Below are 21,546 nucleotides of genomic sequence, written 5' to 3'. Positions count from 1 at the left end.
TCATAGAGCGAGACCTGTTCCACAGGCGTGAACGCAATTTCAGGAAAGCTGGTCGGATGCCTGCCAGTCTTCCCGTCCATGACGGACGCCGAGGATCAGGATGTCCTGTCCTTCGATGATATAGACGACGATATGGGACTTGTAGGGATGTGCCCGGACCGGTGGTGAAATTTCCGCGCGCGCTCTTGCCGAATAGGGAAAGTCGGAGAGAAATCCAAAAACCCGATGCAAACCGGCCTGATATTTTTCCGCGACGGCTTCTCCTAATTCTCCGACGCCGCCGACATATATACCGATGAGATCCTTTTCGGCGTTACGCGTGAGTCTATAGGCCATGACCGACGCCTGCGCGACGCCGGGCTTCCTTCATCATGTCATCGATGGAATTGGGACTTATGCCGGAGGCGAGAGACTCATCGACCATGGTCTGCATGGCTGCGATCTTCTCCCGCCGCTCCTGGTCGCGACGGATCAGGTCGCGCACATAATCGCTGGCATTGCTGTATCTGCCTGTCCCGGCCTGACCTTCGACCCATTCCTTCATCGCATCGGGGAGGGAAACATTCATTGTCGCCATGGGAACACCTCTAAGAGACTATATGGCATATTTGGCAAAGATTGTCAAAATCAGGCGGGCAACGAGAGCCGATCATAGACAAAGCGCATCTCTCAGCGTTGTCCGTATGCCTGCGGATGAGCGCACCGGCGAACCCACCACGATCCCGCAGCATAGTTGAACACTGGCCGCGGAAAAACCCGCTTCGCCAAACCTCTGTCCCATCTCCAATCGAGGAGTCACCCGCATGGAAATCACCTTCCACTTCGGTGCCGCCAGCCATCCCGTCAGCTGGATCCTCCACGCTGCCTACGGCTCCCACTATGGCGTGGCGCTGGCCGCGGCGCACACCTGGCATGAACGCATGATCGCCTCCGCGCGAAACGGAACCCCGGCCGGCGGTCAATTCGTGATCGCGGTCAAGGATGATGCGGTCGTTCGGACCGATCTCATCTTCGACGCCGATCATTTCCGGCGGCACCAGGAACCCGACGATTGCTCCTGGTTGTGCCAGTTTCAGTCCTTTCCCCTCGCCATTCCCGAAACCGTCAAGCAGACCGTGACAGAGGCGCTCCGGCGCGAACTGGTCGATGTCGGCTTCCTGATCCCTCGCGCCCAGTGGGAGGAACGATACCCCGAGCAAGCCGAGATGCTGCGCCAGTTTCGCCAGGCGATGCAAAACCGTCTCGGCCCACCCGAGGATGAGGGAATGGACGCACCATGAGCCGGCACGAACTCGATCCGCTCGCGCAAGCGGCCAGCACCCATGGCGCATTGAGCATCGCCATTGGATGGGACGCGCCCCTGAACAGCTATTTCGCGATCGTCCAGCGGGAGGACGACGATGTTGACGATGATGATCGCGACCTTCTCTGGATCGGAACCCGCTACGGCGAAATCCTGGAGCCAGCTACCGTGATCGACGTGGTCCGGCCCTTCGCGGCCATCCGCGATGACCTGGCTGCGACCCTGGGCGCCGATCGCTTCCGCGAGGGCAGCCGCCTGCGTGCGCCCTGGATTCGCTGAAGAGGATCAGCCTGTTTCTGACGTCTCGACGAGCTGACCGATCAGGGTGACGGCGAACACAACCAGGAAAGTCGCCCACGGCATGGACGGCAATAAAGAGTGGAGGGGGAAGCAGGGAGAGGAGCAGGCGAGTGTGTCCGAAGGGACCACGGACCACCAGGCTCTCCCTTCTTCGGAGACATTTCCCATGACCACTCCCAGATCCGCGCCATGGACGGCGCAGGAAATCGCCATTCTGCGCGCCTGGTATCCGGCCGAAGGACATGGCATCGCGCCGCGGCTACCAGGCCGCAGCGTCCATGCCCTGCAGGTCAAGGCCAACAAGCTTGGCTTGACGACGGCCCATAGAAGCTCCGCGCCCAAATCGCGCCTTCAGGGTGAAGCCCTCGATGAGGCCGTCAGACTGCGCGAGGTCGAAAACTGGTCGTTCAGCGCGATCGGCAAGCATTTCGGGGTCTGTGAGGCCAGCGCCTCCAACGCGGTTACGACGGCGCTGTGTGTCCGGCGTGGATACCGTCCCGCGGAGCGCGATCAGCATGGTCGCCTGACCGTCGAAGGTATCGAGCGCCTACGCTATGCCCTGAAGAAGGGCCTCAAGGGCATCGACATCCAGTTGCGCCTCGGCGTGTCGGCGGCCTGCGTTTCCGAGCAGCGTCGCCGATATAATCGGGAACTGCTTGCACGCGGCAAGGCGCTGCTACCACCGCCCGGAGGCGGCCAGGCCTATAGCGGCGCCAGGCTGTCGCCGGCGAAACGCAAACAGGTCGAGCAACTCTTCCTGCAGGGACTTGGCACCCAGAAGATCGCCGAGCACACCGGCGTGTCACGGACGAGCTGCACACGCATCAGGACCCGGCTCTTCCGCCGCCTGCGCCGCAGGGGCGAAGTGCTCCCCGGATGCGATGCCGCCGGGGTCCGCCATGTCCATGCCGAGAGCGCGCGCTTCGTCACCGATGAGCAGAAAGAGCTACTGCGCGCGATGCTCCTCGATCGCATGCCCGTCCAGCGAGCCGCGCGCGAACTCGTGATCGGCGCCTCGACCGCCTATCATCTTCGCGATGCATTTGCCGCTGAACTGGCCGCGGAGGGTCAGGCCCTGCCGCCTCCCCGGCGGCCCGGCCGGGTTCGCCGCACGCCCGTGCGCAATCCGTCCTGGCCTCCGGTCTCGTCTCAGGAAATGTACGCGTTCCGGCGTCTCCTCGGCACGATGGGCTTCGCCGAGGCGAAAGCGCATTGGCAGGACACCCGGCGCGAGGCGGCAAGGGCCGCACGCGAAGCCGCCGCGATGCGCAAGCTCAGTTTCGAGGAGCAGCTTGCCAGGGTCGCATCCGGCGAGCTGGGGATCACGAGCGGTTTCGTCCGGAACCACCTCGAGCCGCGGTTGCCTGTGCATTCGTCGCCGCGAAGCCGGTGCGAAACCCTGATCGACGCCTGATCGGTCGACCGTCATCGTCGCCGTTCCATATCGGCCATCCCGGTCTGGCATGGTGGCGTGCGTCTCGAACGCGTTGCCCGTTCTCGATGTGCGCCATGCACTTCGCGAACCTGGGTCTGCCGGCCCCTGGAGCCGCTGACGTGCGGCCGTCAATCAGGACATCATCATGACTCCTCACGAACGCCACGTCGCAGACGTGACCAGGCTGTTGCGATCCTGCGCCTATTGCCATGATTTGCACCGACTGTTTTCGGATTGCATGGAGGCGAGTGCGATCAGCATCTCCAACAGCATGGATCTGCGCAACCGCGAAGCACGCGAGAAGCGCTATCTCGATATCGTCGGCCAGTATGAGCGCGATATCGTCGAGCTTTTTCCTCAGGTCTTTGCGGAGATCATGATGGCGCTGGAGGCCGAACCCCGCGATGCGCTCGGCACGGTGTATAACAACCTTGAACTATCGAGCGCCGACAAGGGGCAATTCTTCACGCCGTGGCCCATATGTCAAATGATGGCAGAGGCGACGCTTGGGGGCCCGAAGCTGATCCAGGATCTGATAGCGTGCAAAGGTTTTGTGCGCGCAATGGAACCTGCCTGCGGCGCGGGTGCAACGGTTATCGCCCTTGCACAAACCATGCGCGCGCAAGGCATCAACTATCAGCGGCACCTCCATGTGACCGCCGTCGATATCGACGCGCGGGTCGCCCACATGGCGTATATCCAGTTCAGTCTCCTGCACATTCCTGCCGTGGTGGTCGTCGGAAACTCGCTTTCACTCGAAATACGCAGCTACTGGTATACGCCAGCGCACATCATGGGCGGATGGTCGGCGAAACTTGCACGGCGCGATACCGAGCTGATGGCAACCACCGGTCCAATCGAGAATCATCCCGTTCCGATGGACATACTTCTGCCGCCGTCCACAGTGGAACGCCCGGAACAACGTGCCGCGCCACGCCAGCTCAGCCTCTTCTGAGCCTGGCATTGCGACAATGAAATCGAGAAGACCATCGGCATGCCCAAGCCGCTGATGTCCCCCGGCGTTGCGGATCCCGCGACCACGACCGGGCGCGATCTCCGCGCAATTATTCAATCACCCATGAAGAAGGAGATTGTGATGAAAGATCATCCGCGATCCATGCACCTCGATTTGCTGGCGCGCGCCAGGGCTGCGCTGGCCTCCCATGCCGAAGGGGACGCCGACATTGCGGAGATCATCGCCGACCTCGATACCGCAATTTTATCGATCGACCGGGCGCCCGTGGCCTGGTCCATTCCCGTCTATCTCGCCACGATCGGGCATGGCCACGGAACCACCAATGTCGTCGCGGTCAGTTATCGAGGGCTGCAGGTGCAGGTCGCGACCTTCTGCCGCTCACAATGGGGCGAAATCAACGACAGCCGCGATCCGGGGTCCCTCGACGATGCCATGGTGATACGCGACTATTTCAACCTCCATCCCGAAGACCAGCTGACCAGCCGCATGGAATGGATCGATCCCGACTTCGGCTATGATCCCGAACGCCTCGAGATCGGGAACTATATCGCCTTGTCCTCCAGCCATATATCATGGCCGACGACGGAAAAGATCGACGAATGGATTACACTCGATCCGTGCCACCGTCCCGTCAGCATAGCCGATACCCATTATGGCTGGGTCATAGCCACGGCTCCGTCCTCGTTCGGGGATAAATCGGAAATACCGGCTGATCTCTTCCATGCGCTGACATTCGCGCGAGGACTGGGCTGCAACTACCTGATCCTGGACCGTGATGCTTCCACGACCGATCGGCTCCCCTGTTACGAATGGTGACGGTCTGATCGAGGGGGAGGGGGGAGAGATTGAGGCGGGCGTGTGGATGCGCCCAGGCCCCAGGAGTAGAACCTCATGTCCTATGACGCCGCGTTTCGCTTTCAACAGGCGCTCGACCCTTCCGCGCTGACCACGCTTGCCGGAGGGCTGAACGTCCTGATCCAGGCAATCGACGAGTGCCATCGCAACCAGGTCGATGCGGAGTGCGATCCGGCGGTTCTGCTGCTGGCGCGTCATCTCGGCAACATTGCGACCGAGAACCGTCCGTCCCAGGCCGAGTTGCGCCGTGCTTGCGTCGAAGCCGTCGGCGCTGTCGAACGCACGCCGATCCTGGTGACGCTGGCGCGACGCGGCGTCGACTATGACAGCGACGCGAAGGCCATTTTTCACAAACAGGGCCGCAAGGCGATGACGCGGCTCGCCAAGGCGCTCGGTCTCGAACGCGGGCAATTCGAGTTGCGTTCCAACATGGCGGGTATCGCCTGCTCGGGCGAAATTACGATTCATGCCGCTCATCTCTATATCCAGTTCGATCTGGGCTGCATGGGACCGGGCTACGAGGTCATGTTCCGCACCTGCTCGGGGACCAAGGACTATGTCGGTGGCCGCAACCATTTCGCTTCCGTAGCGGAACTGATCGAGCCTGCCAGGCTCGCTGAACGTATCCGCCGCGATCTCGATCTTCCCCAACCGGACGCCGCTGCGACCCGGCTCTTCGCCTGAGGACAGTCACCATGGAAATCATCGTCACCCGTTCCCGCATCGCGGGGACGCTGCCGCACTATGCCTATCGCGCGCTGGTCCCCGCCGACAAGGTCACGGCCGAACGCCGGGCACTGACCGGCACGGTTGCCGGGCCACAACATGTCGGGCGTCTCCCATGCGTCCGTATCGCACCGTTGCTGGCGCCCGACCGCTATTTCACGATGGCGCATGCCGAGCGAGCGGAGTTCGCCTCCGGCATTGCCGCCCTCGGGCGCCGGATCGAAACCTTGATCATCCAGGCCAGCTTCCCGGAGATGACCGCGGCCTTCACACCCATCGTCTTCCAGCTCGACTCCGATCCCGGCGACGCCTTCACCTGGATCGACATCGACGACCTGACGTCCGCTTTCGATCGTCTCGAGCCGAAATACGGCAACCTCACCGCCTTCGATCTCGGCCTTCGTCAGGACGCTGGCCGCTGCGCCGCCTGATGCGCGCACCGATCCCGCATCCACATTACCCGGAGAATTCGACATGGATATTTTCGTCGCCAACGGAACGCACTTCTCAGCACCGTCGAAGATCGCGAGCTATCACGCCAGCGAACACGAAGCACAGATCGCCGCGACCGATATGGTGAACCAGCTCCGCGCCGACCTCGATGCCGAGGGCTTGCCGCCAGTCGATACGAGCAGCTGGCAATTGGGGCTGGTCGGCGTGCAATTCCGCCACCTCACCGCACAGAGCATCGAAATTGCCGACATAGACCCCGATGATCTCGCCGAAACCGCAGGCTTCAATGTGTGGATCGAAAAGGCCGAACTCCAGGGGATATCGGTTCTCGCACTTAACGATCGGCAACTCTCGACCGTGCTTGCCGCGTTGCGCGACCACCAGCGACGCCACTGTGGGTCCGATCCTGACATTGCCAGCAATCTCGGCCGACACGAACCACTGAACCCGGACGAGATCGAGGATCTTTGCATGCGGATCAATGGCGCCGAGCAGCTCCCTCTCGAAGCCAATATCGTCATCACGCTTGATGGCGGTCTTGTTCAGGGTGTCGTCGCCGACCGGCCGATCACGGTGCGCATTGTCGATTACGATGTCGAGGGCGCCGATCCCGACGGCCTCCTCATGGTCCCACAGGACAATGGCGATCCCGTCTCCGCATCCGTCAGCTGTTGGGCAGTTGAGGGCGCCTGCATTGATCCGGAATGGATAGCCCGCCTCGATGCAGCCAATGCTGCGGACCACCGAGCCACGAAGCAGATGACGGCGGAATGCCTGCCATGAGCGTTAGCGGAAACCCGCGGTGAATGAGGTCGGCGTCGAATTCGCCTGAAATGGCGGTTGAGCCGGCCACCTAGAAATCCTGGTGCGACTGGTCGGACGCGCCGGATCGCATGACCCCTTGCGGGTCGTTTCCGACCGCAGCCCTCTACAATCTGGAGAATTTCTGCATGACCACTTCCGATATCGATACCGCAACCGCAGAGCAGCTCGCTCCGGTTGCCTATGCCGCCATTCAGCGTCTCGGTCAGCTCGGCCGCACGGGCGCTGTCGCGCTCGCCGCCCTGGTCGAAGATGACGACGCCGATTTCGAGGAGGGGGCCTCCTGGATTGGCGATCTCGCCGCCGGAGACCTGCGCGAATAGCTCCCCGACACCGACATTCCTTGTTTTCCATGAAGCCCGGCCATCGCGCCGGGCTTCATGATTCCGGGGAACACAGATGCACCGCTTCGCCCCGAAATCTGATGACCGCGGGGCCCTCGAAAGGACGATCGATGATCAGCTTTACCGCAACCTATAGTCCAGAGGACAACAAGATCCGCATTTACGCGTCATCGCGCCTCGATGCGGAAACCTATGCACAGGTCAAGGAGGCCGGATTCAAATGGGCTCCGAAGCAGGAGCTTTTCGTCGCTCCCAGGTGGACTCCGCAACGCGAGGACCTGGCCATCAAACTGGCTGGCGAGATCGAGGCGGAAGAGATGACCCTGGCCGAGCGCGCCGCGATGAAAGCTGAACGGCTCGAAGATCTTGCAGACAAGCGCCATGCGCAATCCAACGCCTTCGCACGCCGCGCAGACGAACTGTCGCAGGCCTTCTATATGGGCCAGCCGATCCTGGTCGGCCATCATAGCGAACGTGGGGCGCGCAAGACCCAGGAACGCATGCACTCGGCCATGACGGCGTCCGTAAAGGCGGAAAAAGCGGCAGGCTACTGGCTCGGCCGCGCCAGCAGCGCCGAGCATTACGCCAGCAGGAAGAATGACCCGCGCGTCCGCGCCAACCGGATCAAGACTTTGCTGGCAGAGCTGCGAGACTTTCAGCGCGGCATCAATAGAGCCCATACGGCACTGGCGATCTGGGACGAAATCACGACCGACGAACAGATCCGCGACGCGCTCCGCAACAGGGATTCCCGTGAACTCTGGTCGGGCTATGATCTCTACTACAAGGTCGACAAGGGCGAGATCGCGCCCGGCGACGCACGGCAACAGTGCATCGACGGGGCAATGGTCACCGTCAATGGCCCCAACCGCCGCCGCTGGATCGAGCACATCCTGCACCGGCTCGCGTTCGAGCGTTCCATGCTGGGCGATGTGCCTCGCTATGATGGCGAGTTCACCCCGGTCATCATCCAGGCCTTTGCCCGCGAGCATGGCGCCGAAAGCCCCAAATGCACCGTGATCGCTGCGGGCCGTTTCCGGCTCGAAAGCCCGGTTCCGCTTCCGGCGCATATCGCGTCGGCATCCTCTCTTGAACTGAACCAGGATGACTGGCGCGACCTGATGCAGGCTTGCGGCTACACCGTGCCGGAGAGAAAGGCTCGCCGGGCGGGTAAGCCGGGCACAGTACCGCTGATCAATCCATCGCGCGAGCAGGCCGAACAACTTCAGGAGATATGGAACCTGCGCATGATCGCAGCCCGCAAGGGCAAGCAAAGTGCTGCCAAGCCCAACGAAGTCCGTGAGACGGAGCAGGCCTTTTATTCGGCTAATTCAAAGGGCGACTATGACGTGTTCAAAACGGTGGAGATAGCTGCCGACGGTCGCCCCGTGCGAATGAAATGGCAGGGGCATGAGCGCGTGCGGTCCGGCGAGCCTGTCGCCCGCATCCGTATCGCTGGGCTCGGCCTCCAAATGTACCAGCCGGACGCCGTCGTCGTCATCACCGACAAACCGGGCAAGCCGTTGCCGATCGACCTCGACGCTCTGGAAGCCGATGCCCGCCATGCCGCGGCCGAGGAGGCCGCAGCATGAAAACCGGCGTCTCTTCCCGGCCCGCAGAGCCATCACGGATTGCGGTCCAGCCGCGCAGCGTTTTCGCACAGGCTGAGATCGTGCCCGCTGCGGAAACCCAACGCCGCGTCATGCCGACGGCCAGTGTCGAATCCGCTCTTGAGACCGCTGCCTGCCTCTGGGAGGCTGTGCTGACATTGCGCGATCATCCCAGTTCAGACCCGGGCGCCATCGCCTTGGCGCTGGCCATCTGCGGAACCTGCAATGCGGTCGGCACAGCTGACCTGCGGTTGACAGTCGTGGGTTGGACCAGCGCGGTCGAGGCGGCGTGGAGCGTGGTTGCCGACAGTTACGATCTGTCTTTCGATTGGGATTACGTGCCAGGCTGGATCATCGATCATATCGACTGGTCCGATCCTGCTCATCCCACGATCAGGCCGGAACCCGTGCCGAAAGATCCCGATCGTGCTCCGACCGACGAACCAGTCACCGCCCAGCCGCCCGCATGGCGGCCGTCTGCCGACGAGGGGAACTGATCATGGGGCGCTCGGTATCCTATCCCAGCGGAGCGCATGTCGCGTTCGCACAGTGGGACGCGGGCTGGATCGAGGACGATGACGATCCTGACACCCGCCATTTCGATGAACTTGCCGCACAGGACGATTGGGACTTCATCGTCGCGGATTTTCGAGAGCAGGTGCTCGCACTCTATCCTTCGGCATGGTCCCATGACGGCTGGATCGACCGTGAAGACCGGATTGTCGCCATGAACGGCTATGCCCGCTTCGGCATTTCGGAATATTGTGGCTGCATCGCATACTGGGTGGTTTTGCGGAACGACATCGACGCCGGCCGGGAAGGGCTGGCAGAACAATGGTTCGACCGGATCGGGCCAAAATTCGAGCAGCGGTTCGCGACGCTTGTCCGTCTGGGCAGCTTCTCCAACGGAGAGTCCGTCTATCGGCGCATCGCCGCCTGACTGCCCGGTCAGCCGATCCCATTTTCGCCCATTCCTCGATCGCAGGATTCCGTCGACTTCCCGCGTCTCGACCGCGCAATTGCGCCATGAAGGGGAGGGGGCGGGATGTGGGAGCGACGATGAGATCGCTGCATTTCCGGAGACTCACATGACTTTCCCCACCACTATCCAAACCACGGTCGGAGATTCCCTGCTGACAAGGATCACAAGGTTTTTTGACGGATCGGTCTCTGCGTGTCTCATCGAGGCCATCCAGAACGCACGCCGGGCTGGCGCCACCCGGATCGATATTTCCCGGATCGAGAGCGATCGGGGGCCTGTGCTGCGTATTCGTGACGACGGGTGCGGCATCGCCGATCCGGTCAAGTTCCTGACGCTGGGCGACTCCGGTTGGGATGAGAAGATCGCCCGATCCGAAGATCCAGCGGGCATGGGCGTATTCAGCCTTGCGGGGCGCCATGTCACGGTCCGTTCCCACGCGGCCGAACTGGACGCGGCCTGGCAGGTGACCATCACCCCCGACGCCTGGGAAAGCGGCATGCCGCTCGATCTTGCGCCGACGGCCATCGACAAGGGCACCGAGATCGAGGTCGACATGGCCGAAGACTGGGTGAACGCACTCGAGCAGGCAGTGAAGGACGCCGCGCGCTTCTGCCCGGTGCCGGTCTGGCTCGACGGCAAGAGGCAACCCCACGAAAGCTTCCTCGCCGGTGCGGCGCGCGTCGAGAAATGGAACGGGTGCAACATCGGCATCTACAGCGACACCATTCATGTTCCACGCGAATTGGCGCGGATCAACTTCCATGGTCTCACGGTGCCTTGCCGGCTGCCGCATATCCATGACGGGGATGGAGATCCTGGCTGGTATGCCAAGGTCGACATCATAGATGCAGGCCACCTGCAACTCGTGCTACCTGCACGCAAGGAAATGGTGCAGGGGCCCGCGCTCGAGGCGTTGCACGAGGCCTGCGAGGCGGCGATCTTCCGCACTATCGCCCACAAGGGTCACCATCGGCTGTCCCATGCCCATTGGCTGCGGGCCAAGGCGCTCGGCGTGTTCCTCCCTGAAGCCGCGCCCTGGCTCTCGGCCTGGACGCCGCGCACCGCGGAAGCGGATAGCACCATGTTCGGCGAGCGGGTGGCGGGTGAACCGATGATCCTGATGCCGACCGACCAGGCCCATATCGAGCAGTGCGCCGCGCGCGCCCTCGCGTCGGGACAATTGCACGGCGCGACCCCGGTCGAGCCCGTCGACGATTTCGCGGGATACGCCTGGTATGATCAACTTCCGCGCGTGCTCGGATGGTCCTTCCGGGTCGACCGGGGCGAGGGCGACGTCTTCGACTATGCGGCTGATACGCAGCTGTCGCAGGTCCTGGTCTCCGGGCGCGTCGACGCGATCGAACTCGAAATCGCCATGCAGGCGTCAGCCGTTTCCGAGGAACCTGCCGAAATCCTCTCGCTGCCTGCGGATGTGCTGATCGTTCCCGATGACTGCTCGACCGAATTGGAGAACGTCGCCATCCTGCTCAGCGCCGACTGTACGATCACACCCAGCGAACTCGCCTGGCTGCTCGAAGCCGCCTGCTTCTACCACGTCGACGATTGTGATGCCGACAGCTATCATACCCAGCAGGCGGCATTCGACATGCAGGCGCGCTTTACCGCGAACATGTTGCTGCTCGGCGAAGATGCCGCGGTCCTCGAACGAGTCCGCGAGGCGATCCGCGAGCATGTCGCCTGGCTGATCCCCAAGGATCGGGCAATCCGGATGCAGGCTGTCAATTATCTGGTCGAGGCCAGCTTCGCGGACAATGACGACGAGGCCGCTCTCAGCGCCGCCGAATAACCCATTCTCTTTCCGGCCTGCCCGGCGCGTCATCACGCGCGCCGCGGCACGCCATGTCCATGAGGAATCGTCCCATGACCCAGGCTCTGCCATTCAGGAAGATTTTCGACGGCGTCGCGACGCGCGAGCAGATGTTCGAACTGTTCAACCGCGTTCCCGATTGCCCGTTCGAGGATCGCATTTCGGGGAAGGCATTTGAGAATACATGGTTCGAGATTGAACTCGAATCCTACGAATCCATGCTCGGGGAACTGCCGCCGCTCTTCATGCGCGCCGGGATGTTCGCCTGGTCTGAACTCAAGGCCGGTTTCGTCGGTTCGGTCTTCTTCGCCATCACGATCGGACGCAAGCGCTGGTTTACCGGTTATTGCAATCTTGGAGATCGCCATAGCCCCGACGCGATGCGGGCGGCAATCATAGCCCATGAGACAGCCGCCGCTCGGGGCATGAACCGCGAGCAGAAGCTCGAACTGATCTGGTCGCGCACGCACGCTGATTTTCGTGGTCTTGCAGGCGAGGCCGATCCCGATGCGTGGCCCCCGGAAGACCGGGGCAAACGCACGATCGTCATTTGTGAACCGGACGGCGGTTCCGCTTTGAAACTGCTCGAACGCCTTACCGATGATGAGATCGACCACCGGCTGCCGTCCGGGCCGGCGATCTAGCCTGCCGGGTGCTGTTCCATCCTTTCCATCCAGGAGCTGAAAGATGGCCAATCACTATCTGCAAACGGCGTTCGCCATTCCGCTGATGCCGCAGGAAGCAATCCTGCTCAAGGAATGCTTCGCCGTATCGACCCAACTGTCCAGCGACTTCGCCGAACTCTCGTCTAACGGGATGCAAGCGGTGAAGACCTATTACGCGTCGCTTAGCGAGGGATTCAGGAACACCTTCCCGAACAAACCGGAGGAGGAAGATCCTTTCGCGGACTTTCTCGATCTCTGGTCGGATCCGGGCTTTCCCGAGTTCGATGCCGATCTCATCATTCAAGGCGACCCGGAGGCCAAGACACAGTTCGCGTTCATCAGCGGCCATGAAGCCGACGTTCCGGCCCTCGCATCGCTGATCCAGAAAGTCTGCAAATCCGCGCTGCCGTTCGGCTTTCAATGGGCGGAGGTGGCCGACAAGGACATCGCTGACGGTTTCGGAGGCGGCTACTATGTCGTCACCGATACCGAGATATTCGGCGGCTCGACCCGGTGGCTCATGAAGGAGACGCTGCAAACCTTGCGGGCAGGAGCATGATCATGGCGGAACGCATCAACGCACGCGTCACCCTCCATGTCGAGGTGTTCGACGCCAAGGAGCTCTGGCAGCACGCATACGGGACCTACGAGGAGCAGAACGGCACAGCCGATCAGGGCGACTTCGAGGAGATGTACGGGACCGAGGACGATCCCGACATCGGGGAATGCATTCGCATGATCTTCGATCCGGGTGAAAGCCCGCCCTGCCTCCAGATCGAGGATAGCTCGGTCGAGGTTACGCTTGTGCTGTTGGAAAACCGATATCCGCTCTTCATCGCAGATCGCGGCGAGCCTGGGATCATAAGCGCCGAGCCTAAAGGCGCGCATCACCCCGAATATGGCGACGCGCTCGATATGATCGAGCCGGATACCGAGAGGGTATTCGCGCGATCGCAGGAGTGCCTCGACCACCATAGCAACCCGGCGCAATGGATCGAGAGCGTCCGGGCCAGGATGATGAAGCGGCTCTGAGGCCGCCAACAATCCGTCCATCCCCGACATAGCACCGGACACCTCGTGCGCCGCGTCCGGTCGCGCCCGCGAAGGAGATTTTCGATGAACGACGATCAATTCGACGCGCTGGTCGATGACGCTACCCATGCGGTCAACGACCTCATTCCCGACACTGTGCTGGACGGTCTTCGCGATAGTGAAAGGTCGGATCTGCTTTTCCAGATCAATGACGCGCTGACGCCGATTCTGCGCGAGGTAATCGACAGGACCGACAGCGGCAGCGACAATCCGACCCGCTCCAGCACGATTGCTGCTCTGATCTCCGAGCTGCTGGAAACCCATGCCCAAAAGTGTGACGAGGGCGGCGATTGTGCCAATGACCGCCCGCGGCATGTGATCTCGGAAGTTTACGGAACCAGCGCCAATATCGACAGCCTCGCGATCTGCGAGATCGAAATGGGCACGCAAATCTACCTCGTTCTGGACGATCATTCCGCCTTCCGCATCGCCGTGGAGGCGGTCTCCCCATGATCGAGATGCACTTGGCGCTTAGCGCGCTCAGGCGAGTAGCGCTCGTTTCTACCCAGAGCGAACTCGATGCTGCCAGGATGGAAGCCGCCGATATCCTCGATCAGGCCGGTTGGGAGAAATCGGCTCGCATCGTGATCGACAGCATCGGTCGCCCGGTTGCCTCCGACGATCAGGAAGGCCCGTCCCGACAAGGCTGATCCCGCATCGGCTATGCCTGCCTACCGGGCAGCAAAGCTGCCTCACCTCAACATCATGGAGGATATCATGGCCCAACTCTCTCCCCTTCGCGAGCGTTTGGCGAGCGCCGAGCACGCATATGCCTGCGCGATTCAGCGCCGCAGCGCCACCGGCCGCAACCAGTATGTCATCCGCACCGGCAGCCCGCTCCAGCCGTTCCGCGTCACGGAGACCCGGCCGGCGAGGGACGAAAATCTCGTTCTGCACGTCGCCTGAGACAAATCCTATCGTCGAGGAGGCGCCAATGAACGCTGCCGATCGATACCCGATCGAGCCGGGTATGTGGATCAGGACCGAGGAAAACGAGAAGCTCTTCTTCCTGCGATATTCATCGACCGGCCATTGGGGCTTCTTTTCCGAGGAGCGTCATCACACCGCGCGGGAATACAAGCTCCCGCTCGCGGGCCTCAAACCCTGGCACAAGGAACGCCGCCCATGAAAACGCACGCGATGGCGAGCGGCCTTCGGGTCACTCTCAGCAAGACCGAACTGCAGGCATTGCTTGCGCTCGCGCGATACGGCGCTGAACAGATTGCGGCCGCGCACCACTCTTATATCGTGCCCAAGCGACAGGAAGCCGTGGCGGCCGGCGTCATCCAGGGCCTCGAACAGGGTCTGTCGTCGGTCCGCTGGAAACAGGCGGAGGCCAAGGCAAGACGCGACGCACCGAAACGCGAGGCCGAGCGGCGTGCAACGCGCGAGCATCATGCCCAGATCGACGGCTATACCGTTTGGGGGATGTTGAGTGACTGGACCGATCTCTCCGATGACCCCGACCGGCGCCAGTGGGCGGACCTGTTAAATCCTCTGACCGAAGCGCGTGAGCAGGCAGAAATTCGCCGGAATGTCTGGCGGATATACATCAGCAAGGGCAGCGCGGCGGCGGACGATCTCATCGTCTATCCGGGCGATTGCACGCAAACCGCCGATCGTCAGGAAATCGAGGTGCTCGCCCGACGGATCATCGCGCAACATCGAGAATGACGGGATCGCGCCGGCAAGATATGCGCGCGCCCTCGGAGGGGACCACAGGATCGGCCATTGCGAAAGGGCCCGCAAGGAGGGGAGTAGGAGGGGCTGGCGGTGAACTTCCCTGGGAGCTTGCCATGACCGCCAGCGATTCTGCCACATACCATCGCGTATCCACGCCGCCCATATTCATCTCCGGATCGCTCTCCATCCGACAGCTTCCGGCCAGCGTAATGAAGCGGCTCGGCGCCGTCATCGACAAGGAGTTACCCGTCGTGATCGGCGACGCCCCTGGCGCGGATGCGGCCGTCCAACGATTTCTTGCCGATTGCGGTGTGCGTCACGTCACGATCTTCTGCGGAGGTTCCGTCCCCCGGCACAATATCGGCATATGGCCGGTCCGGCAGATCCGAGCAGATGCTCCTGCGGGCACGCGCGCCTTCCATAGCGCAAAAGATCGGGAAATGTGCCGCCTCGCCGGTGTCGGATTCGTCATATGGGACGGAGCGAGTCAGGGCAGTCGCGCCAACATCCGGCGACTATGCGAGCGCGGGCGGTATGTCGTCGTCTATCTTCGCCCTGAAGACCGTTTCGTCACCCTCGCCAGCGATGCGGAACGGATGGCGTTTTTGGCGTCATCTATCCATAGCGATGGAGTGTGATCATGCCCTCTTCTGACATCGACATATTGCCGTCGCGGGTAGGGACAGCGCCTATCAGCTGGCTCCCGATTTTTCGGACTGCTGGTAGCGCCGTCATGCACGGCGCGCGCGCAAGCGCCGGCGCACAGACCGCTTGAAAGACAGGCTTCTCCTTCTTAGATAGTGAATCGAACGATTCGATCAATTCGGTCGAATGGAGGCAGCTATGCAGACCATCACCGCCAACGAAGCCAAGACCCGCTTCGGCGAACTTATCGACCGCGTACAGCGCGAGCCGGTGCGCGTAACCCGCCGCAATCGGGTTGTGGGTGTGATGGTTTCCCCGGAAGACTATGCAGCCATGCGGGCGTTCTACGCGGACAGGCTCGCCAGCACGCTACGCGAAACCGCCAACGAGGCCGCGAAGAAGGGCCTTACCGATAGCGAACTGGAGCGTCTGCTGTCCGATGAAGGGTGACAGGTTCGTTATCGATACGAATGTCCTCATCAGCGCCGCGCTTTCAGCAGATTCGACCCCCGCAAGGGTGACGCTCTGGGTGATCGCCCATGCCCGGCTGATCTTCGCCGAGGCCACTTTCGAGGAATTTCGTTCCCGTCTTTGGCGTCCGAAATTCGACAGATATCTGACCATCGAGCGTCGAAATCAGATTCTACACGATTTCAGTGCAATCGCCGACTGGGTGGAACTGAATGACGATGCTCTTCCGGTCAGCAGCCGAGATCCGGATGATGATATGTTCATCCGCGCCGCCATTGCCGGATCGGCCCGTTGGCTTGTGAGTGGCGACAGGGATTTGCTGGACATTCAGGGATTGCCAGCGATTACGATCCTGACGCCGGCGGACATGCTGAAGCGGATTTCCGCATAGGTCTGACCCGGGCGGCGCCACGCTAGCGCAGCTGCGAATGACTCTGGCACTCCTCGACGCAAAGTCTTCGCGAATGGGAGGTGCGGCCCGGCTCGATGACGAAGTTCATCTGCGACCGGCGCCTGCTCGATCCCGACGAGTTCGATCATATCGTTGCCTAAGCGTCCACCGATCTCATCGGCTTCCTCGACGTCGTGGCGAGGCTGCCGCCCGATCAACTCCCGACCATCGGAAGCTGGCTCGAGCGGTTCAACGCCGGCGTTTCCTGATCGCTGACGGTCCATCGTTGGACGCAATCCCGCCATTTCTTGCGAGGTTCTTATGCTCACCATCCAGTTCCGGGCGAAAATCGTGACGATCTATTACACGGACGACACCATCGCGTATCGCCGGATCAAGATCCCCAGCATCGCGCGCCACCTCTGCGATATGAACGCCTTTCGCCGCTCACGAAAATTCGGAGCCTATGCGAACAGCGACCTGTTCCTCGCCATGGTGACGCGCGCCCTGAAAGAGAATGGCATCGCGAACTTCCTCCGCATGGGTGCGCTGCCCGAAGGCGTGGCCGTCGACGAAAGCGGTTTCCTCGCAGGCGTCACGATCACGCTTCCCGACCGATAGGGACGAGCAGCAATGCGCTGGGACATCCCCGCGAACTGAAGGAGCTTCGACATGCAAGCCACCGTCCGGCTGACGGCCAATGATATCCGCCAGCTTCGTTCGACCGCCGAACAGATTGCACGGCGGCATAGTTCCGCCCGTCGCTTCGCAATCGAGATTGCCGAACGCGTCAACCTCGCCACCGGCGCCGCTGGCCTCAACATTCGTGCGATCACCGACGATCCCGACTGGGAAGATACCGATCTGCACACGACACATCCCTGGTCGCGCATCCGTGAGCGTCATACGCTCGCCAACGGCACGGCACTGTTCGACCTCTATGTCTATGAGCGGCCCGGCATCGGCGAGACCGGCGATCTTGCCTGCTGCGTCGAGGCCGAACTGGATGGACAGGGCCTCGCAGCCTTTCACGCCGATAGCGCCAAGAATGTCTGGCGCCGGTCGGACCTGTAGATTGTCCTTCCACCCGTTCGATACGATGAGCGAGATCACGCACAGCAACCACACTTTGGGAAACCCGCCATGCGCCTGTCGGACGAGCTTGCCGCCAGACGCATTTTCTAGCGGGTCTGGACCGCAGAAGAGGAGGAAGGAGGTGATGGGCGAGGGGCCATCATGGATCCTCCGATCTCCATAAGGAACAACCCATGCCCATCCATCAGCCATCCGGTCCCGCGACCGAACCCGCCGTCGACACTTCCTCCCAGCCGTCCGCCGATCTTGTCGCGCTGTCCAGCAACGAGCTGATGGTTGCGCGCAGGCTTGCCTATGACCCTGAAAACGACGCCCTTGGTGAAGGGGATCTCTGGGTCGAATATATGGAAAGCGAGGACGACTGCATGGCCGCGCGCCAGATCGTTCCGTTCGACACATTCACGCTTTCCGTCTGGCATACCCTTGCCGCCGACATGTTCGAGGAACGCTCCGATGAACGCGACGCATCGCAGATCGACCAGCTGATCGAAAGGCGTGGCCTTTTTCCTCATGACCCCGCCAATGGTCCGCGGCGTATCGCGCTTCCCGCAATCGAACTCCAGATCGCGCTTGAAAAGGATATCAAAGCAGGTTCGTGTCGGATCGCCAATGCCCGGATAAGGGTCGATGCCCTCGATCAATTGTCCGGCATGGAACCCGACTTCTATACCAATCCGGAAGCCATATCGACCGCGGGCTGGGACGCGCTGTCGGTAACGATCTTCGAACAGACCTGCACGGCACCGACGGGCGGGCGCTTCGGGAACATCTTCGATCAACCCGACCTGACAACCGGAACGCCGCTCGCACACGCCCGCGCCCAACTCTTCGAACTCCAGACGGCACTCGCTACCGCCAAACGAAGCCGGCGGCAGGATCCTGTCTTCAAAATCTATGTGCGGAGCATGATGGACGAGCTGCTCGCGATGCCTCCGCTGCTGGAGGCGATCCATAATGACCACAGCGGCGCATTCCGCATCGTGGCCGCCTTTCTCGACGATCATCATCCCGAATGGTCCGAGGGGCTCTCGAAGAACCAGGCATTCAGTCCCTTGCTGCCCCTGCCTGTCGACTGGAATGGCCACGTCGATATCGTCGGCCTGGTGCAGGACTCGCGCGCCCGCATGTCCGCCGAAACGGTGGGTGTCGCGCCGCAGTTCTTCGGACTCTATGCCGGACGCCGCGATGGCAGTTCCGTCTGGCTTGGAGCGGCGGCCTGCGAAGCCGATGCCCATGCGCTGGTGACCGGGTTGGGCTAACCCGGCCCCATATCGGCCCGCTCATTGGCGCGACAGACTGGTGCAACAACAGGGCGGCAATATGGCGCCCTTCGCGCTCTCCACAGGGGGAAAGGGGGTGGTTGGTGGATGAGTTTCATCTGGGAGTTCACCAACCATGTCCAGCAGCCAGCAAACCACGAACATCCCCGAAATCGTCGTAATCGACAGCATTACCTGCCCCAACTGCGGCGCAGCCGAGTGCTACGATGATCCCACGAGCCCCACAGGCAAGCGGTTCAACATCAACGCCTATAAGGTCGGCGACAAGCACGGTTACTGGTGGAGTCGTTGCAACCTTTGCAATAGCTGGTTCTAGAAGGGCAGGAGGATTTCCGGCTCCCGCAAGCGTAACCGTCTTTCGTCTCACCGACCCTTCGCTTGAGAAGCGTGACGTCGCGGAGGCCAGCATGAACATAGAGATCATCGTCGGCCTCCCGCATCTCAATCGTGGCCCGCTTCTCCAGCGCGCGATCGAGATGCGCTATCCGGTCCTCATTTCAGCGAACGCGCTGTCGCGATGGGATCGCCGCGAGGGCTATGCGCGCTGGGCGGGCTGGAACCTGCGTTCGCTGGCCAATGCCTCGCGCCTGGTGTCGATCGACCTCGACTCCGCCGGCTTTGTCGTCGCTCATCGCTACCGCGGGCTGCCCTGGACGGCCGATGACTATATCGAACTGGCCGCAAGCTACCCATTTCGGCGCTTCGCGAGCCTCGACCTGTGCACCGAAGAGGAAATTGCCCGCGACCGCGACGAAGTCCTCGACCGTATCTCGCGCACCATCGCGCTCAATCATGCCTGTCATGCAAGAGCCGCCGATCGCGGAATCGATGCCCGGTTCATGCCCGTCATCCAGGGACGGCATCCCGACGACTATCTGCGATGCCTCGACGGCATTGCCGGTATCCTTCGGCCAGGCATGGTTGTCGGTATCGGCTCCATGTGCCGCCGCACGGTGTCCGGTCCTGATGGGCTTCTCGCGGTGCTAAGCCGGCTCGACCGGGACGCAGACCCTGCGCTCCGCTTCCACCTTTTCGGTGTGAAGGGAACAGCCCTCCATTATTTGCGGCCGCTTGCGCATCGCATCGCCAGCCTCGATTCCTGCGCCTATTCTCTGGCCGCGCGGATCGAGGCGTGGCGCGAAGGCTTTTCGAAGACCGACGAGTTCGTTGCCGGTCATATGGAGCGATGGCAACGCCGGCAGCAGGCCCGGCTCGACGGGGGCGACGCCGCATTCCAGCATCATCTGCCGCTCACGAAACCTGCGCTTTCGGCCGGAAACGCATGGGACAGAGCACTCGATCTCGCCCGGGCGGAAATCCGCACTTTGATCGAACAAGGGGAGATCGCGCACGAGCAAATCACCGAAGGGTGGGTCGCGCAGTGGGCGGCTGAAACCTATAGCGCCACGTAGTAACGCAGGTCCTGGTGAATTTAGCCTCGGTCGCTGACCTATGCGGTGTGCGAAGAACTCACCGGCCTATAAGGTCGAGGACGCCACGCAGGGTCTTGCCCATCGATCGAATCATCTCCTCGCCCGCCTCACCTCGTCATCCCGACAGAAGTTCCAATACTCGTCCATATCTGCGAGCGTTAGCTTCTTCGGCTGCATCTTGGCCCAGGCATCCGCCATAAAGAGCATGAAGCTCATTGCGCCGTCATCAGAAACGGCATGCGGCTGATACACGATAGGCAGGTTCATCACGAGCATCCCTGTCGGAGCACTTTGTTTCTTTTTCAAAGCGGCGATAGGCGACCGCCCGTTTTTCACAGGTCCGAGACGCTCCGATTACGCCTGTCGCTGCGAATTCACAAGATTGACCGCCAGATTGGCGTGAACGACGCGCGGTTGCAACCACCGATCACCGTCGCCGCACGGCCTGGCTGTGCCGATGGGGGCAATTGCGGCCTTCAAGCCCGCAAAAAGGAGGTATCCGTGACCCAGTGTCCCGAATCCAATTCGGCCGAGCGTCATTGCTATGGCGTGATTCTCCATCATCGCGCCGAATGGTGGCTTGTCGAATTTCCCGAGCGCGATCCGGACCCTATCAAGGCATGGGCCCTGACCGGCCAGCTTACGCCGGCGATGGCGGATTGGTTTCGTGCCGATACGGGCAATAACGCCGCCAAGGCAGAGGTCCCCGCGTTGAACCCGGACAGTCGCTGCTGGTCTGGTGAATTCTCGATCCGCCCGTCGCCGGATGCCGTCGATCGCTTCGACATCGATGCTCATCCCTGGGGCTCCGAAGCGGGCGAACTGGAGACGCGGCTTGCCCGCGCCATGATCGAAAGCACGCTGTTCCCGATCCCGCCCGGCTTCCTTTCGGTCTTCACAGGCCTTCCGGACGACGATCGGCCCGTTCTTGCCATCCGTCTCAGCGGCTATATCTGCTCTACGTTCGAAGTGCTCACCGCCCGCTATATGCCGGTCTATCGGCCTCGATCGCCCTGGCGGGACATATCGGGCGAGGCCGTCGGCGACAGCGGCAGTGACATTCTCGGATGGGCACCCGCCCGCGATTGGATCAGGCCAGCATGACGCACGGGACCCGCCGATGCCGGATCGAGCTTGCGCCGATACAGCTGGGCCAT

33 protein-coding genes are annotated in these 21,546 nt (G+C 61.8%); 29 read left to right on the top strand and 4 right to left on the bottom strand.

Annotated elements, in window-relative coordinates:
- Positions 1-39: 39 nt before the first annotated feature.
- Entirely contained in the window at positions 40-336 is a 297-nt protein-coding gene (locus tag DFR49_RS05325; RefSeq protein WP_013846902.1) for a type II toxin-antitoxin system RelE/ParE family toxin, read from the bottom strand.
- Complete coding sequence (locus DFR49_RS05320; RefSeq protein WP_013846901.1) at positions 326-577, bottom strand: type II toxin-antitoxin system ParD family antitoxin; 252 nt, start codon at positions 575-577, stop codon at positions 326-328. The genes DFR49_RS05325 and DFR49_RS05320 overlap by 11 nt, the downstream gene beginning before the upstream one ends.
- Before the next feature lie 226 nt (positions 578-803).
- Between DFR49_RS05320 and DFR49_RS05315 the strand changes: the two genes are divergently transcribed.
- From DFR49_RS05315 to DFR49_RS05185, 27 genes are all read left to right on the top strand, one after another.
- Positions 804-1,280, top strand: a complete 477-nt coding sequence (locus tag DFR49_RS05315; RefSeq protein ID WP_013846900.1) for a hypothetical protein — start codon at positions 804-806, stop codon at positions 1,278-1,280.
- Complete coding sequence (locus DFR49_RS05310; RefSeq protein WP_013846899.1) at positions 1,277-1,582, top strand: hypothetical protein; 306 nt, start codon at positions 1,277-1,279, stop codon at positions 1,580-1,582. Before DFR49_RS05315 ends, DFR49_RS05310 begins: the two co-directional genes overlap by 4 nt.
- 187 nt (positions 1,583-1,769) lie before the next feature.
- Positions 1,770-3,017, top strand: a complete 1,248-nt coding sequence (locus tag DFR49_RS05305) for a hypothetical protein (RefSeq protein WP_013846898.1) — start codon at positions 1,770-1,772, stop codon at positions 3,015-3,017.
- A gap of 166 nt (positions 3,018-3,183) precedes the next feature.
- Positions 3,184-3,993: a DNA methyltransferase family protein gene (locus DFR49_RS05300; RefSeq protein WP_013846897.1), complete on the top strand. Its 810-nt coding sequence runs from the start codon at positions 3,184-3,186 to the stop codon at positions 3,991-3,993.
- Positions 3,994-4,032: 39 nt separating this feature from the next.
- A complete protein-coding gene (locus DFR49_RS05295; protein WP_234703075.1) occupies positions 4,033-4,830 on the top strand; it encodes a DUF5983 family protein in 798 nt (265 codons plus the stop codon).
- Positions 4,831-4,905: 75 nt separating this feature from the next.
- On the top strand, positions 4,906-5,553 hold the full coding sequence (locus tag DFR49_RS05290) for a hypothetical protein (RefSeq protein ID WP_013846895.1): 648 nt from the start codon (positions 4,906-4,908) through the stop codon (positions 5,551-5,553).
- Between the two features lie 11 nt (positions 5,554-5,564).
- Positions 5,565-6,026: a hypothetical protein gene (locus DFR49_RS05285; protein WP_013846894.1), complete on the top strand. Its 462-nt coding sequence runs from the start codon at positions 5,565-5,567 to the stop codon at positions 6,024-6,026.
- A 43-nt stretch (positions 6,027-6,069) separates the two neighbouring features.
- Complete coding sequence (locus DFR49_RS21870; RefSeq protein ID WP_013846893.1) at positions 6,070-6,831, top strand: hypothetical protein; 762 nt, start codon at positions 6,070-6,072, stop codon at positions 6,829-6,831.
- 167 nt (positions 6,832-6,998) lie between these two features.
- Positions 6,999-7,193, top strand: coding sequence for a hypothetical protein (locus DFR49_RS05275; protein WP_013846892.1), 195 nt, complete (start codon positions 6,999-7,001; stop codon positions 7,191-7,193).
- 131 nt (positions 7,194-7,324) lie between these two features.
- A complete protein-coding gene (locus DFR49_RS05270; RefSeq protein ID WP_013846891.1) occupies positions 7,325-8,806 on the top strand; it encodes a DUF3560 domain-containing protein in 1,482 nt (493 codons plus the stop codon).
- On the top strand, positions 8,803-9,321 hold the full coding sequence (locus DFR49_RS22100) for a hypothetical protein (protein ID WP_013846890.1): 519 nt from the start codon (positions 8,803-8,805) through the stop codon (positions 9,319-9,321). Before DFR49_RS05270 ends, DFR49_RS22100 begins: the two co-directional genes overlap by 4 nt.
- A 2-nt stretch (positions 9,322-9,323) precedes the next feature.
- Positions 9,324-9,764, top strand: coding sequence for a hypothetical protein (locus DFR49_RS05260; RefSeq protein WP_013846889.1), 441 nt, complete (start codon positions 9,324-9,326; stop codon positions 9,762-9,764).
- Positions 9,706-11,613, top strand: coding sequence for an ATP-binding protein (locus DFR49_RS05255; protein ID WP_245968249.1), 1,908 nt, complete (start codon positions 9,706-9,708; stop codon positions 11,611-11,613). The genes DFR49_RS05260 and DFR49_RS05255 overlap by 59 nt, the downstream gene beginning before the upstream one ends.
- Positions 11,614-11,687: 74 nt before the next feature.
- Entirely contained in the window at positions 11,688-12,278 is a 591-nt protein-coding gene (locus DFR49_RS05250; RefSeq protein WP_013846887.1) for a DUF1419 domain-containing protein, read from the top strand.
- A gap of 43 nt (positions 12,279-12,321) precedes the next feature.
- A complete protein-coding gene (locus DFR49_RS05245) occupies positions 12,322-12,858 on the top strand; it encodes a hypothetical protein (RefSeq protein WP_013846886.1) in 537 nt (178 codons plus the stop codon).
- Between the two features lie 2 nt (positions 12,859-12,860).
- Entirely contained in the window at positions 12,861-13,331 is a 471-nt protein-coding gene (locus DFR49_RS05240; protein ID WP_013846885.1) for a hypothetical protein, read from the top strand.
- A gap of 84 nt (positions 13,332-13,415) precedes the next feature.
- Entirely contained in the window at positions 13,416-13,844 is a 429-nt protein-coding gene (locus DFR49_RS05235; RefSeq protein WP_013846884.1) for a hypothetical protein, read from the top strand.
- Positions 13,841-14,041: a hypothetical protein gene (locus tag DFR49_RS05230; protein ID WP_013846883.1), complete on the top strand. Its 201-nt coding sequence runs from the start codon at positions 13,841-13,843 to the stop codon at positions 14,039-14,041. Before DFR49_RS05235 ends, DFR49_RS05230 begins: the two co-directional genes overlap by 4 nt.
- Before the next feature lie 67 nt (positions 14,042-14,108).
- Entirely contained in the window at positions 14,109-14,297 is a 189-nt protein-coding gene (locus DFR49_RS05225) for a hypothetical protein (RefSeq protein ID WP_013846882.1), read from the top strand.
- 28 nt (positions 14,298-14,325) lie between these two features.
- On the top strand, positions 14,326-14,520 hold the full coding sequence (locus DFR49_RS05220) for a hypothetical protein (RefSeq protein ID WP_013846881.1): 195 nt from the start codon (positions 14,326-14,328) through the stop codon (positions 14,518-14,520).
- Entirely contained in the window at positions 14,517-15,065 is a 549-nt protein-coding gene (locus tag DFR49_RS05215) for a hypothetical protein (protein WP_013846880.1), read from the top strand. Before DFR49_RS05220 ends, DFR49_RS05215 begins: the two co-directional genes overlap by 4 nt.
- Before the next feature lie 122 nt (positions 15,066-15,187).
- The gene (locus DFR49_RS05210; RefSeq protein WP_119034652.1) at positions 15,188-15,712 is read left to right on the top strand and encodes a hypothetical protein; all 525 of its coding nucleotides are present in this window, start codon (positions 15,188-15,190) and stop codon (positions 15,710-15,712) included.
- A gap of 205 nt (positions 15,713-15,917) precedes the next feature.
- Complete coding sequence (locus tag DFR49_RS05205) at positions 15,918-16,169, top strand: type II toxin-antitoxin system prevent-host-death family antitoxin (RefSeq protein ID WP_013846878.1); 252 nt, start codon at positions 15,918-15,920, stop codon at positions 16,167-16,169.
- The gene (locus DFR49_RS05200) at positions 16,159-16,581 is read left to right on the top strand and encodes a putative toxin-antitoxin system toxin component, PIN family (RefSeq protein ID WP_013846877.1); all 423 of its coding nucleotides are present in this window, start codon (positions 16,159-16,161) and stop codon (positions 16,579-16,581) included. Before DFR49_RS05205 ends, DFR49_RS05200 begins: the two co-directional genes overlap by 11 nt.
- Positions 16,582-16,902: 321 nt before the next feature.
- On the top strand, positions 16,903-17,202 hold the full coding sequence (locus DFR49_RS05195) for a hypothetical protein (RefSeq protein WP_013846876.1): 300 nt from the start codon (positions 16,903-16,905) through the stop codon (positions 17,200-17,202).
- A 51-nt stretch (positions 17,203-17,253) separates the two neighbouring features.
- On the top strand, positions 17,254-17,655 hold the full coding sequence (locus DFR49_RS05190) for a hypothetical protein (protein ID WP_030538185.1): 402 nt from the start codon (positions 17,254-17,256) through the stop codon (positions 17,653-17,655).
- Between the two features lie 194 nt (positions 17,656-17,849).
- Entirely contained in the window at positions 17,850-18,935 is a 1,086-nt protein-coding gene (locus DFR49_RS05185; protein WP_013846875.1) for a hypothetical protein, read from the top strand.
- Positions 18,936-19,062: 127 nt separating this feature from the next.
- Here DFR49_RS05185 and DFR49_RS21865 read toward each other — a convergent pair whose 3' ends face one another.
- The gene (locus DFR49_RS21865; protein WP_170150862.1) at positions 19,063-19,380 is read right to left on the bottom strand and encodes a hypothetical protein; all 318 of its coding nucleotides are present in this window, start codon (positions 19,378-19,380) and stop codon (positions 19,063-19,065) included.
- Here DFR49_RS21865 and DFR49_RS05175 point away from each other — a divergent pair.
- Complete coding sequence (locus DFR49_RS05175; protein ID WP_013846873.1) at positions 19,364-20,368, top strand: deazapurine DNA modification protein DpdA family protein; 1,005 nt, start codon at positions 19,364-19,366, stop codon at positions 20,366-20,368. The two genes, DFR49_RS21865 and DFR49_RS05175, sit on opposite strands and share 17 nt — an antisense overlap.
- Before the next feature lie 111 nt (positions 20,369-20,479).
- Here DFR49_RS05175 and DFR49_RS21860 read toward each other — a convergent pair whose 3' ends face one another.
- Positions 20,480-20,656 carry a hypothetical protein gene (locus DFR49_RS21860; protein WP_013846872.1) on the bottom strand — a complete coding sequence of 59 codons (177 nt, stop codon included), beginning with the start codon at positions 20,654-20,656 and terminating at the stop codon, positions 20,480-20,482.
- Here DFR49_RS21860 and DFR49_RS05165 point away from each other — a divergent pair.
- The gene (locus DFR49_RS05165; RefSeq protein ID WP_245968248.1) at positions 20,627-21,493 is read left to right on the top strand and encodes a hypothetical protein; all 867 of its coding nucleotides are present in this window, start codon (positions 20,627-20,629) and stop codon (positions 21,491-21,493) included. The genes DFR49_RS21860 and DFR49_RS05165 overlap by 30 nt on opposite strands.
- Positions 21,494-21,546: the final 53 nt, after the last annotated feature.

The sequence above is a fragment of the Hephaestia caeni genome (genome assembly GCF_003550065.1).
Taxonomy (GTDB): domain Bacteria; phylum Pseudomonadota; class Alphaproteobacteria; order Sphingomonadales; family Sphingomonadaceae; genus Sphingomonas; species Sphingomonas caeni_A.
Note: the sequence above shows the minus strand (reverse complement) of the source record. Positions and strands in the feature narration are given on the sequence as shown.

Coding starts and splice junctions, on each gene's coding strand:
- DFR49_RS21870 (WP_013846893.1), top strand. CDS start 6,070: ATGGATATTTTCGTCGCCAACGGAACGCACTTCTCAGCACCGTCGAAG.
- DFR49_RS05260 (WP_013846889.1), top strand. CDS start 9,324: ATGGGGCGCTCGGTATCCTATCCCAGCGGAGCGCATGTCGCGTTCGCA.
- DFR49_RS22100 (WP_013846890.1), top strand. CDS start 8,803: ATGAAAACCGGCGTCTCTTCCCGGCCCGCAGAGCCATCACGGATTGCG.
- DFR49_RS05230 (WP_013846883.1), top strand. CDS start 13,841: ATGATCGAGATGCACTTGGCGCTTAGCGCGCTCAGGCGAGTAGCGCTC.
- DFR49_RS05210 (WP_119034652.1), top strand. CDS start 15,188: ATGACCGCCAGCGATTCTGCCACATACCATCGCGTATCCACGCCGCCC.
- DFR49_RS05325 (WP_013846902.1), bottom strand. CDS start 336: ATGGCCTATAGACTCACGCGTAACGCCGAAAAGGATCTCATCGGTATA.
- DFR49_RS05300 (WP_013846897.1), top strand. CDS start 3,184: ATGACTCCTCACGAACGCCACGTCGCAGACGTGACCAGGCTGTTGCGA.
- DFR49_RS05245 (WP_013846886.1), top strand. CDS start 12,322: ATGGCCAATCACTATCTGCAAACGGCGTTCGCCATTCCGCTGATGCCG.
- DFR49_RS05285 (WP_013846894.1), top strand. CDS start 5,565: ATGGAAATCATCGTCACCCGTTCCCGCATCGCGGGGACGCTGCCGCAC.
- DFR49_RS05175 (WP_013846873.1), top strand. CDS start 19,364: ATGAACATAGAGATCATCGTCGGCCTCCCGCATCTCAATCGTGGCCCG.
- DFR49_RS21865 (WP_170150862.1), bottom strand. CDS start 19,380: ATGATCTCTATGTTCATGCTGGCCTCCGCGACGTCACGCTTCTCAAGC.
- DFR49_RS05290 (WP_013846895.1), top strand. CDS start 4,906: ATGTCCTATGACGCCGCGTTTCGCTTTCAACAGGCGCTCGACCCTTCC.
- DFR49_RS05240 (WP_013846885.1), top strand. CDS start 12,861: ATGGCGGAACGCATCAACGCACGCGTCACCCTCCATGTCGAGGTGTTC.
- DFR49_RS05185 (WP_013846875.1), top strand. CDS start 17,850: ATGCCCATCCATCAGCCATCCGGTCCCGCGACCGAACCCGCCGTCGAC.
- DFR49_RS05195 (WP_013846876.1), top strand. CDS start 16,903: ATGCTCACCATCCAGTTCCGGGCGAAAATCGTGACGATCTATTACACG.
- DFR49_RS05270 (WP_013846891.1), top strand. CDS start 7,325: ATGATCAGCTTTACCGCAACCTATAGTCCAGAGGACAACAAGATCCGC.
- DFR49_RS05320 (WP_013846901.1), bottom strand. CDS start 577: ATGGCGACAATGAATGTTTCCCTCCCCGATGCGATGAAGGAATGGGTC.
- DFR49_RS05225 (WP_013846882.1), top strand. CDS start 14,109: ATGGCCCAACTCTCTCCCCTTCGCGAGCGTTTGGCGAGCGCCGAGCAC.
- DFR49_RS05220 (WP_013846881.1), top strand. CDS start 14,326: ATGAACGCTGCCGATCGATACCCGATCGAGCCGGGTATGTGGATCAGG.
- DFR49_RS05295 (WP_234703075.1), top strand. CDS start 4,033: ATGCCCAAGCCGCTGATGTCCCCCGGCGTTGCGGATCCCGCGACCACG.
- DFR49_RS05315 (WP_013846900.1), top strand. CDS start 804: ATGGAAATCACCTTCCACTTCGGTGCCGCCAGCCATCCCGTCAGCTGG.
- DFR49_RS05200 (WP_013846877.1), top strand. CDS start 16,159: ATGAAGGGTGACAGGTTCGTTATCGATACGAATGTCCTCATCAGCGCC.
- DFR49_RS05205 (WP_013846878.1), top strand. CDS start 15,918: ATGCAGACCATCACCGCCAACGAAGCCAAGACCCGCTTCGGCGAACTT.
- DFR49_RS05310 (WP_013846899.1), top strand. CDS start 1,277: ATGAGCCGGCACGAACTCGATCCGCTCGCGCAAGCGGCCAGCACCCAT.
- DFR49_RS21860 (WP_013846872.1), bottom strand. CDS start 20,656: ATGAACCTGCCTATCGTGTATCAGCCGCATGCCGTTTCTGATGACGGC.
- DFR49_RS05165 (WP_245968248.1), top strand. CDS start 20,627: ATGCGGCTGATACACGATAGGCAGGTTCATCACGAGCATCCCTGTCGG.
- DFR49_RS05235 (WP_013846884.1), top strand. CDS start 13,416: ATGAACGACGATCAATTCGACGCGCTGGTCGATGACGCTACCCATGCG.
- DFR49_RS05215 (WP_013846880.1), top strand. CDS start 14,517: ATGAAAACGCACGCGATGGCGAGCGGCCTTCGGGTCACTCTCAGCAAG.
- DFR49_RS05250 (WP_013846887.1), top strand. CDS start 11,688: ATGACCCAGGCTCTGCCATTCAGGAAGATTTTCGACGGCGTCGCGACG.
- DFR49_RS05305 (WP_013846898.1), top strand. CDS start 1,770: ATGACCACTCCCAGATCCGCGCCATGGACGGCGCAGGAAATCGCCATT.
- DFR49_RS05275 (WP_013846892.1), top strand. CDS start 6,999: ATGACCACTTCCGATATCGATACCGCAACCGCAGAGCAGCTCGCTCCG.
- DFR49_RS05190 (WP_030538185.1), top strand. CDS start 17,254: ATGCAAGCCACCGTCCGGCTGACGGCCAATGATATCCGCCAGCTTCGT.